This is a genomic window from Streptosporangium sp. NPDC001681 (assembly GCF_040298085.1).
Lineage (GTDB): Bacteria > Actinomycetota > Actinomycetes > Streptosporangiales > Streptosporangiaceae > Streptosporangium.
The window spans coordinates 25614-35091 of record NZ_JBEOZN010000105.1 but is presented as its reverse complement, the minus strand read 5'-3'; the positions used below and the strand labels follow the sequence as shown (position 1 = coordinate 35091).

Annotated in this window: 9 protein-coding genes and 1 pseudogene; 4 read left to right on the top strand and 6 right to left on the bottom strand. The window is 68.6% G+C overall.

Features of this window, described 5'->3' with window-relative positions; all coding sequences use genetic code 11:
- Window positions 1–299 precede the first annotated feature (299 nt).
- From ABT130_RS35165 to ABT130_RS35155, 3 genes are all read right to left on the bottom strand, one after another.
- The gene (locus ABT130_RS35165) at window positions 300–1628 is read right to left on the bottom strand and encodes an aminotransferase class V-fold PLP-dependent enzyme (RefSeq protein WP_350962929.1); all 1329 of its coding nucleotides are present in this window, start codon (window positions 1626–1628) and stop codon (window positions 300–302) included.
- Window positions 1629–1932: 304 nt separating this feature from the next.
- Entirely contained in the window at window positions 1933–2946 is a 1014-nt protein-coding gene (locus tag ABT130_RS35160; RefSeq protein WP_350962927.1) for a cation diffusion facilitator family transporter, read from the bottom strand.
- Window positions 2947–2995: 49 nt separating this feature from the next.
- Complete coding sequence (locus ABT130_RS35155) at window positions 2996–3190, bottom strand: hypothetical protein (RefSeq protein WP_350962925.1); 195 nt, start codon at window positions 3188–3190, stop codon at window positions 2996–2998.
- Window positions 3191–3637: 447 nt separating this feature from the next.
- Between ABT130_RS35155 and ABT130_RS35150 the strand changes: the two genes are divergently transcribed.
- The 4 genes from ABT130_RS35150 to ABT130_RS35135 all read left to right on the top strand — a co-directional run bounded on the left by ABT130_RS35150 (window position 3638) and on the right by ABT130_RS35135 (window position 7472).
- The gene (locus ABT130_RS35150) at window positions 3638–4465 is read left to right on the top strand and encodes an SH3 domain-containing protein (protein WP_350962923.1); all 828 of its coding nucleotides are present in this window, start codon (window positions 3638–3640) and stop codon (window positions 4463–4465) included.
- Window positions 4466–4580: 115 nt separating this feature from the next.
- Window positions 4581–5348: a glycerophosphodiester phosphodiesterase gene (locus ABT130_RS35145; RefSeq protein WP_350962920.1), complete on the top strand. Its 768-nt coding sequence runs from the start codon at window positions 4581–4583 to the stop codon at window positions 5346–5348.
- Window positions 5349–5530: 182 nt separating this feature from the next.
- On the top strand, window positions 5531–6229 hold the full coding sequence (locus ABT130_RS35140) for a DivIVA domain-containing protein (RefSeq protein ID WP_350962918.1): 699 nt from the start codon (window positions 5531–5533) through the stop codon (window positions 6227–6229).
- Between the two features lie 64 nt (window positions 6230–6293).
- Window positions 6294–7472 (top strand): hypothetical protein, encoded by a 1179-nt coding sequence (locus ABT130_RS35135; RefSeq protein WP_350962915.1) that lies wholly within the window; start codon window positions 6294–6296, stop codon window positions 7470–7472.
- Window positions 7473–8031: 559 nt separating this feature from the next.
- Here ABT130_RS35135 and ABT130_RS47855 read toward each other — a convergent pair.
- From ABT130_RS47855 to ABT130_RS35125, 3 genes and pseudogenes are all read right to left on the bottom strand, one after another.
- Window positions 8032–8313 carry a DUF4158 domain-containing protein gene (locus ABT130_RS47855; protein WP_502992237.1) on the bottom strand — a complete coding sequence of 94 codons (282 nt, stop codon included), beginning with the start codon at window positions 8311–8313 and terminating at the stop codon, window positions 8032–8034.
- A gap of 63 nt (window positions 8314–8376) precedes the next feature.
- Window positions 8377–8529: pseudogene (locus ABT130_RS47850) on the bottom strand (IS701 family transposase); the annotation flags it as partial.
- Between the two features lie 65 nt (window positions 8530–8594).
- A complete protein-coding gene (locus ABT130_RS35125) occupies window positions 8595–9464 on the bottom strand; it encodes a LysR family transcriptional regulator (RefSeq protein WP_350922441.1) in 870 nt (289 codons plus the stop codon).
- Between the last annotated feature and the right edge of the window lie 14 nt (window positions 9465–9478).

Here is a 9478-nt window from a genome sequence, read left to right as displayed (position 1 = left end):
CTGACACTGATCGGCCTCGGCAGCGCCGCCGCCGTGGCCACCCTGGATCGATCAGGACACCTGGCAGCCTCACCACAGACCACCCCGGCGACGGCATAAAACAGGCGCGGGGTTCCCGGTCACGGCTCGGCCGGACCCCGTGTGAGGTGCTGAGCGCGCCGAAGAACGCCAAGCGGGCGTGTCCGAGCGCGTAGCGGGCCCGCCCGATGGCGGGCCCGCTACGCGAGGCATCCATGATCACGACAAGGTGCCGCTGGACCCGCTGCGGACCGCCGAGCACTACGCCGACCGGCATGTTTTCAGCGGCGCATCCGCGAGGCCAGTTCGCGCACCGCCACGGCGAGCAGGTCGACCTGGTCTCGGGAGGTGAACAGCGCCGGCGTCACCCGGACGCAGTCGCCCCGCACCGGCCCGCCGCGGCGCACCGTGAAGATCCGATGCCTGTCCATCAGATCCTTGGTGATCGCGACGTTGTCGGCTTCGGAGGTGCGTCCGGTGATCCGGAACGCGGTCATGGTCCCGTACATGGCGGGCTCCTCGGGAGTGAGGATCTCCAGGTTGGGAATGTCGATCACCTGGTGCACCCAGCGGTCGCGCAGAAAGCGCAGCCGCGCCTGCTTGACCGCGGCACCCAGGGTGTCGTGGAAGTCCAGGGCGGTGCCCACGGTGAGGATCGGGGCGACGTCCATGGTGCCGGAGTGGACCCGCGAGCGGATGTCGCGGCCGGAGTAGGTCTCGTCGGCGAAAGCAGGGTCGATGTCGGCCAGGCGGTTCTTGCGAATGTAGAGGAACCCCGACCCCAGCGGCGCCCCCATCCACTTGTGCAAGGAGAACACCGCGAAATCCGCTTTGAGGTCACCGATGGTGAAGTCGAGCTGCCCCCAGGAGTGGGCCGCGTCGACGATCACGTCGACGCCTTTGTCACGGGCCATCGAGACGATCTCTGCCACCGGCAGGACGAGTCCGGTGCGGTTGTTCATATGACTCAGCAGCAGCAACTTGACCCGTGGATGGTCGCGTAGCGCCTGGGCGTAGGTGTCCAGTGTGGCCTGGTGGGTCGCCGGCTCGGGGATGGCCATCCGCTCGACGCTCACCCCGCGCCGACCGCGCAGCCAGTTCATGGCGTACCGCGCGCTGTGGTAGTCGAGGTCGGCGTACATCACCGCGTCGCCCGGCCGCAGCCGGTTGTAGCCGCCGATCAGGTTCTGCAGGGCTTCGGTGCCACCACGGGTCAGGGCGATCTCCTCATGGGAGGCACCCAGGACGGTCGCGATGCGTTTCCTGACCTGGGTGGCCCGATCGGTGTAGGAGGTGCGCAGCAGGTGGGAGTTCAGCTCGTTCAGCTGGTCCACGTTGCGGTGATATGCCTGACGCACCGGCTCAGGCATGATCCCGTAGTAGCCGTTCTCCAGGTTGATGAAGTCCGGGCTGACCCGGTACTGCCGTGCCACAGTGCCCCAGAAGCTCTCATCCCTGGCGAGCTGGTCAGGCCTACGATCGGCCGGAACGATCAGCGGCTCGGCCTCCGGCAACCGCGGCGCCGGTGATGGCGGAATCACCGGCGGTGAAACAGCGGAGACGGCCACCGCCCCCAGTCCAGCGACCATCTCACGCCTCGACAAACTCATCGAACCACCCCACATCGATCAGCCAAAGCTCACCGAATAGTGGCTCTGACCTGCTCTAACAGTGAAATTCCAGTGTGTGGCTAATGCGCTTTGCGGGGTGGTTATCCCAGCTTTTCGGGCGTGGCGTGGTGAAGATCGGGCATTGGACGCGACCGGAGATCCTCACCTGGGGAGCGTTCGCCGGGCAGATCCTACCTGTCCTTGACGCAGCGCGTGGGCCGATGAATCCGCCGGGGTCCTGTGGCTCGTCAGGAGAGCGCGAAAACTCGCCTTCGATGATCGCCGCGGAGGTGGACGCCGTGATCTACTCCGGGCTCTGTGACAGGCGGGCCGCATCGCTTTGATCGCCGGGGGCAGTGTGGCCGGCCGGGGGTGTGGCGGGGATGGTGCTGTTTTCGTGAGGGGGGCTACGGTGGGTGGGACCGTGGGGTGCGGCGCAGTGGGTGTCGGTGCCGCCGATGGTCAGCAGTTGCGGTGGGGCGTGGTCGACCTGCAAGGTGGTGTGCTCGATGCCGTAGGTGTCGTGGAATATCCGCTCGGCGGCCAGGCGTACGGTGTGACAGTCGGCGCCGGAGGCGACCAGGATGTGCGCCGACAGCGCGGCGTAGCCGGAGGTGACCTCCCAGATGTGCAGGTCATGCACTTCGACGACGTGTTCCAAAGCGGCGGTTCTGGCGCCGATCTCGGCGGGATTCATGTTCGCGGGAGCGGCTTCCATGAAGACCCGGCTCGCGTCGCGGACCAGTCCCCAGCCCGCCGTGAGCATCAATACGGCGACGACGAGGGCGGCGATCGCGTCGGCACGGGCCCAGCCGGTGAGCCAGATGACGGCTCCGGCGATCGTGGTGGCGATGAAGGCGAACAGGTCATTGAGGATGTGCTGGTAGGCGCCTTCGACGTTGAGACTGGAGCGGTTGGCCCGAGACAGCAGCCAGGTGGCGGCCAGGTTGACGACGATTCCGGCCAGGCCGGTCACCACCACGTACCGGCCTTCAACCTCGGGAGGCACGATCAGGCGGCGGACGCCTTCGTAGGTGAAGTAGGCGGCCAGCAGTAGCAGGGTGATGCCGTTGATCTGCGCGGAGATGATCTCGGCGCGCTTGAGCCCGTAGGTGAAGCCGCCCTGCGGTGGCCGGGCGGCGATCCGCATGGCGATCAGCGCGAAGACGATGGCGACGGCGTCGGTGAGCATATGACCGGCATCGGAGATCAGGGCCAGAGACCGGGCGATGAAGCCGACGACGACCTCGACCGCCATGAATCCGACGATCAGCGCCAGTGCCCCGGTCAGGTAGCGGCGATCGGCCTCAGCGCTCACCGCATGCCCATGCCCGTGTCCGGAGCCATGCCCGCCTCCATGTCCACGCTCAGCCATCGCTTCGCTCCCCTTGGTGGTGGGTTTCTGTGTCGTGCCCGATATGGGTGATCGCCAGGGCGAACAGCATCCGCATGTGGGAGTCGGCGAGCCGGTAGTGCGCCGGCCGCCCGGCTCGGCGGACCTGCACCACGCGGTGCGCGCGCAGCAGTCGCAGCGCACATGAGGTCGCAGCCAGGTCGCACACACCTCTCTCCTGCCTGCAGCAGCGCGGCCGTCAGCCTCAGCCTCCCGGGATCGGCCGGCAGTCCGAAGACCTGCGCAAGCTCCTGCACCGTGTGTCCGGTCGGCAGCGCCCGTCGGACGCCTCTGCACCCGCCCGGCGTCCGCGAGCGAGGAGGAGTGGGCGTCGGGATGCGCAGTCACCCTCGCATGCGAATGGCTGTTCAGGTGCACAGGCGCACAGGTGCACAGGTGCACAGAGCATGGTTCGGGGGGCACGGCGTCTACCTCTTTTCCTCGTCGGGGTACGGGCTGTTCATCGCAATGAATATCTGTTCAGTTGGTCATATGTTTAAGCATTTGGTAATGAGGAAATTACCCTTCGTGAGCATCGCAGGTCAAGTACCCCTAGCTTGACCAGGCTGCCGACCCCGCGCCGGTGAACAGATGCCGATCAAAGGGAGACATCGCAATGATCGCGAAGCGAACCACCACCCTGACCGCGTGCGCCACACTGAGCGGACTCATCCTGGCCGCCCTGCCCGCCCACGCGGCCGCCCGCCTCGCCGGCACGGCCGGCAGTCCTGCCCTGGCCTGCACCTACCAGGTCACCGACGTGCGCTCCGGCGCCGTGCTGAACATCCGCTCCGGTGCCGGCAAGGCCTTCGGCCCGGTCGGCACGCTACGGACGGGCGAGGCGCCGGTCGCCGGTACCTGCACGAGCGTCAACGGCTGGGTGCGGGTCAAAACCGCCACCGGTGTGACCGGCTGGGTTCCGTCCGGCAACCTCCGCAAGCTCGCCTCCCCTCTCGCCGTGACCGGCCGGCCGGCGCTGGCCTGCACCTACCGGGTTAACCGCATCGACCGCGACCAGTACGTCAACCTCCGCTCCGGCGCGGACAAGACCTTCCACCCGGTCGGCAAGCTACGGGTGGCCGATGGCCGGCTCGCCGGCGCCTGCACGAGCGTCAACGGCTGGGTGCGGATCAAGAGCGCCAGCGGCGTGATCGGCTGGGCCTCGGCGAGTCACCTGCGCAAGGTGCGCAACGCCGGTCCGGTCGGCGTGACCGGCCGGCCGACGCTGGCTTGCACCTATCAGGTCACCCACGTGCGGCGCGTCAGCTTCCTCAACGTCCGCTCCGGCGCCGGGCTGCGCTTTCGCCCGGTCGCCAGGCTGCGGGTGGCCGACGGCCGGTTCGCCGGCGCCTGCAAGCCGACCAGGGGCTGGGTCAAGGTCATGGCCGCCAACGGCAGGCGCGGCTGGGCCTCGGCCGGCTACCTGCGCAAGGTCACCAAGTAGCGGCCGCAGGTAGCCGCTCATGGCTCACACCCCCCGTCCCCGGCGACGTTCGTCGGCCGGGGACGGGAAACCTCAGACGCACGGTGCGCCCCGGATCCTGCGGGGAGAGGCGTTGATGATCTTGTTGCTGACGGTCCTCACCCTTGCCGAGATCACCCGCACGTCCAGCGCCGCGGTGGCAACGAGGTGTTCGGTACCGAGCGTGGTCTCCCACCGGGGGGATCGGAGTGCCGGGTTGGAGAACACCCTCACCGCGTTCGGTCGCACGCTGGATGCGGGCTCGGCCGGTGTTGAATTCGACGTCCGTTTCACCAGGGACCACCATCCAGTGCTGATGCACGACGCCACAGTGGATCGAACCACCACCGGCAGCGGCCGCGTCGCGGCCATGACGCTGACCCGGTTTCGCGCGCTGCGTACCGGCGACGGGCAGCACCCGCCGACGCTAGGCCAGGCATTGGCGCTGCTGCGCGGCCGAGTCAGCGAGGCGCTGGTCGAGCTCAAGCAGGTTCCCGACGTCGCGGACCTGCGTGCCCTGCACGACGCCTATCGACGCCAGGACGCCTTTCGGTGGGCGAACCTGACCTCGTTTTCTCCCATGGCGCTACGGGCGGTGGATTCCATCCCGGCCCGCAAGGGCCTGGTGACCAGGTCCGCACCATCGGTCGCGCTGGCCCGCACGTACGCCTTCGTCGCGGTGCGCTACGACCGGCTGACCCGTGCCCGGGTCCGCGCCTACCGCAATGCGGGCGCGGCCGTCTACGCCTGGACCCCCAACAACCGTGACGCCTGGCGACGCCTGGCCGGCTACGGCGTCACCCGCATCCTCACCGACCAGAGCACCGACTACCTGGCCTGGGCCCGAGGAACATGCCGGTCGTGAGACACCCACCCTCACTCAACACCACGCGGCCAGGCCAGGCGCGATGAGCTGACCTTGGCGTGTACCGCATGGCCAGGCATCTCCCACAGCCCGGGACCGCAACGGTCAGACGACACCAGTTCCCGATCTCGTCAGTCCCGGTCACGCTTCGAAAACCATGGTGAAAGGTTACGTGAAAGGCCATGCACGACGAGCCCGGGCACGCATCCGCCCCCATCGACGAGATCGACCACACCCCTACCTCCCCGCTCGGCACCGGCCTTCCCGCCAGCGTGAGCCGACTGAGCCCCGCCGCCGTGCGCAACCAGGTGTTCACCGTGGTCCGGCTGCGCGAAGGCTACGACCTGGCCGAGGTGGACACCTTCCTCGGCCACATCGAAACCACCTTCACCACGCTCGTGCAAGAAAACGCGGAGCTATACGCCCGAGCGGCCGCCGCTGAGCGCGCCGCCAGGCATGATGGACCGGCGGAGGAGCGCGTGACGCGGATCATGGCGATGGCCCAGGACAGTGCCGACCGGATGCTGGCTGCCGCCGAACAGCAGGTCGAGGTGATCCTGGCGCAAGCCCGCGACCGTGCCGCCGTCCTGCGGCAAGAGGTGCATGCCTCCTGCGGACAGGAGCTGGAACGCCGGACCGAGGAGTTCAACGCTTTCGCCGCCGACTACGGCGACCGCCTCAAGCGCAGCCTGCAAGCGCAGGTCGACCAACTACAGAGCCTGCTCGGTGAACTCGCCGATTTTGGCGAGCTGGGGCTGACACCGCCGCCGTCACCGATAGCCACCGGCCGGCAGCCGGCGTCAAGGCAATCGGCATCGCACCCGGCCGGCGACACGCCGGCGGGCACGCCTGCAGGTGGCCCCGCCGCCGAAGAGCGCTGAACGACCCGCCGGCCGGTTCGAAAAAACTCTTCTGCGATCCAATCCCGATAAGAGGTGGTGAGACATGTTGATGGCCGAAGGGACGCCGGCGCTGGGACCGGCGCTGCAGGGAGCATCTCCCGGTGCCGGCGCGTGGGTTGCGGTGCTGCTGATGTCGCTGTCCACGCTCGCCGGGGCGTGGCTGGCCCGGCGTAACTCCGCGAAGGTGACGGTGTGGCTGGCGATCGCCTCAGCGATGATGCTGATCACCGCCCTGGTCGACCTGCTGCCCGACGCCTGGCGAGATGCGGCTGAGACGGGAGTACCCCTGTGGGCCGTCGGGCTGGCCATCGTGTTCGGCTTCCTGGTGATCACCCACTTCACCCGCAAAGGCTGCGGGCACGGGCACGGGGGATCCAGGCCGGTCGGTGGCAGGCACGCGCCCGGCCTGCACCGCCGCGTCAAGGAAGCCGTCGACGCCGCCTTGTTCGGCGGCATGGGCACCGCGGCCGCCCTCACCCTGCACCGGGCGATCGAAGGCGCGACGCTGGCACTGACCGCCTCCGCCGTGGTCGTCATCGCCCTCATGGTCCACTCGGCCGGCGAAGGACTGGCCCTGGCCGCCCTGCTGGACATGGCCAGGCAGCGCCTGGCTCCGTGGCTGGTGGTCTCCTGCCTCAGCCCGGCCGCCGGCATTCTGATCGCCACCATCGCCCCGCTGCCCGGCCAGATCGTGCCGCTCCTACTCGGCATGGTCACCGGTGTGCTGCTGCGCACCGCAATCGTCGGCCTCAGACTTGCCGCCGCCGGCCAAGAGGGCGGTCGACTGTCCAAACGCCACCTGACCGTCGCCGCAGGCGTCGCCGTCACCGGGGGCGCCCTCCTGATCGCCACGCACGGCGTACTGGGTGAAGACCACCCGCAAACCGGGCACCGACCCCACGTCGCCGGCCATACGGCACCCGCCTCACCCGCCCCCACGCCTTCTGCCCGGCCGCCGACCCCGCAGGCGCCGACTCCGTTGACCCAGGCTCAGTTGCGCGAAGCGGTGATCACCGGGCGGATGACCCTGACCGAGGTGTTGGCCCGCACCGACGACGCCGTCAAAAACGCCTGGGTCGGATGGCTACTGTCCATCCTGCCCGGCCACAGCCCTGTCGAGATCGCCAAGCTCCTGACGGTAGGCGGAATCGACGCCAATCGCCGTATCGGTGACCTGACCGAGCAGCAACGCCGCTACCTGCTCGACGCCATCACCAAGTAACCGCCGACACCGGCCTCCCCAAAGACCATGCCGCCGAAGCCTCCGCCCAGGGCGCGTTTCCTGATCCGCCCGGCGATTGAGCCACCACCACCGAGCCGGGAGCACAGGGCGCTTCCAGTTGCCGGCGGATCGGTCCTGCCAGGTCGTCGCAGGCGAGACCAGCGTGGTCGACGGTCCCATGGGTGCCATGGTGGGTTCGCGCCAGCGGTCCATCCCGCTCGACTATGGCTCCCCGTGGCGGGTCCTGCGGCACCAGGCCCCGCAGTTGGTTCTCGTACGCGGGCTGCGTCCACGGAGGTGGGGACGGGTCTCGGACACCGACCCGGATCACGTACTCGACATCGTCGAGCCTCCTTTCAGGTAATCACTCAAAGCGTGCGACCTCATATCGCACCCGAAGCCACGGGCGAGCCGCGAGGTAGATATCGGCTTCAAGGCGTAGTTGTTACAAGTTGGGCATATCTAACGATAATGAGTCGGCTGCGCCTGACCGTGATTCCTGTTCATCGGGGACCGACGGTCGGTGAGATCGATCTCCACCGAGCACACCTCATCGGCCTCACTGGCCGGCCGCGTCCCGTACGTCTTGCGGATCTGCGCCCGGTGGTACTCGATCGTGCTGCCGACCAACGGCGTCGATCTTCACCTGGCCGGCCATGAACTCCACCGCGGCCCTGGGCATGTCCTCGCGCCGGGGGAGGCGCACCTCCAGCTCGAAGAACTTCAGCAGCAGCGCGAACCCGAGCCGAGTCACCCCGGTCTTGTTGCCCGTCAGCTCCAGCTCGACCTCATCCAGCGTCCAGCACTCGATGAGGTCCTCCAACTCCCGCTCACGCCGCACAAGCTCACCGGCGGCGTCGATCGGCGTGTGCGCCTCATCCACCGGAGCCCAGGAGCCCTGGTGCGTCTTGTTCCGATCGCGCGGCAGCAACAGCCCGGCCAGATATTCACGGCACCCCCGGCGCTGCGCGAGCGAGCACCACAGATCATCGAACCGGGTCACGTACTCCTCCAACGGACCCGGCGCCGGTGGACACGGACGTCGCGCGGTCGCCATCACGACCACCCCCGAACAGCAGCGACCACCCCTATCCACCGGCTCACTGCGATATCAGCCATCCTCTAGGACCAGGTGCGGCCCTGCAGCAGCAGGTGCCCGTGTACGGCTTGCGCCGCCGGATGGCGGGTCCCGGCGCGAGAGGCGAGGAAGAGTGTGTTGATGGGCGGCAGTTCCGGCTCCAGGAGGGCCAGGAGCCGCCCATCGGCCAATTCGGCCGCGCACAGGTAGCGCGGCAGCACCGTGACCCCCGCTCCTGCCGCGACGGCGGCCAGCACCCCGCGCAGGTCGGGAACGACCAGCGCGGGGTTTCGCGTGAGCCGGGTGTCGAAGACGGTGCGCCAGTAGCGGCGCAGGATCGGCAGGTTCTCCGCGTAGGCGACGAGCGGGGCGCCGTCCAGCTGCCCGAAACTCCAGCCGGGAGCGGCGACGAGCACGAACTCCTCGTCGCACAGCGGCTCGACCCGCAGCCCGGCCTTGCGCGGCCGCACGCTGGAGATGACCAGATCGAGGCTGCCGTCGGCGAGGGCGGCGAGCAACTGCTCAGGCAGGCCGAGCGTGACGCGCAGCCGCAGGCCCTCGCGCACCATCGCGGCCAGCGACGGCAGCACTCTGGCACAGACCAGCTCGGCAGGGCCGCCCAGGTGGACGGTGCGGCCGAACACCTCAGCAGGCTCGCCGAGATCGCCCATCACCAGCTCGTCGAGAGCGTCGAGCGGCCCTGCGAGCCGTGCGGCCAGCTCGTCAGCAGCGGGCGTGGGTGCCATGCCGCGCGCCACCCGTTCGAACAGCGGCCTGCGCACAGCCCGCTCCAGCGACCTGATCTGGGCGGTGACAGCGGGCTGGGAGAGCTGGAGCAGCTCGGCGGCGCGGGTCACCGACCTGGCCCGGTAGACGGCCAGGAACGTGCGGAGCAGGTCGTACGACAAACTCATCAGAAAGCTGATGA

Coding starts and splice junctions, on each gene's coding strand:
- ABT130_RS35145 (WP_350962920.1), top strand. CDS start 4,581: ATGATCTTGTTGCTGACGGTCCTCACCCTTGCCGAGATCACCCGCACG.
- ABT130_RS35165 (WP_350962929.1), bottom strand. CDS start 1,628: ATGAGTTTGTCGAGGCGTGAGATGGTCGCTGGACTGGGGGCGGTGGCC.
- ABT130_RS35140 (WP_350962918.1), top strand. CDS start 5,531: ATGCACGACGAGCCCGGGCACGCATCCGCCCCCATCGACGAGATCGAC.
- ABT130_RS35150 (WP_350962923.1), top strand. CDS start 3,638: ATGATCGCGAAGCGAACCACCACCCTGACCGCGTGCGCCACACTGAGC.
- ABT130_RS35135 (WP_350962915.1), top strand. CDS start 6,294: ATGTTGATGGCCGAAGGGACGCCGGCGCTGGGACCGGCGCTGCAGGGA.
- ABT130_RS35125 (WP_350922441.1), bottom strand. CDS start 9,464: ATGAGTTTGTCGTACGACCTGCTCCGCACGTTCCTGGCCGTCTACCGG.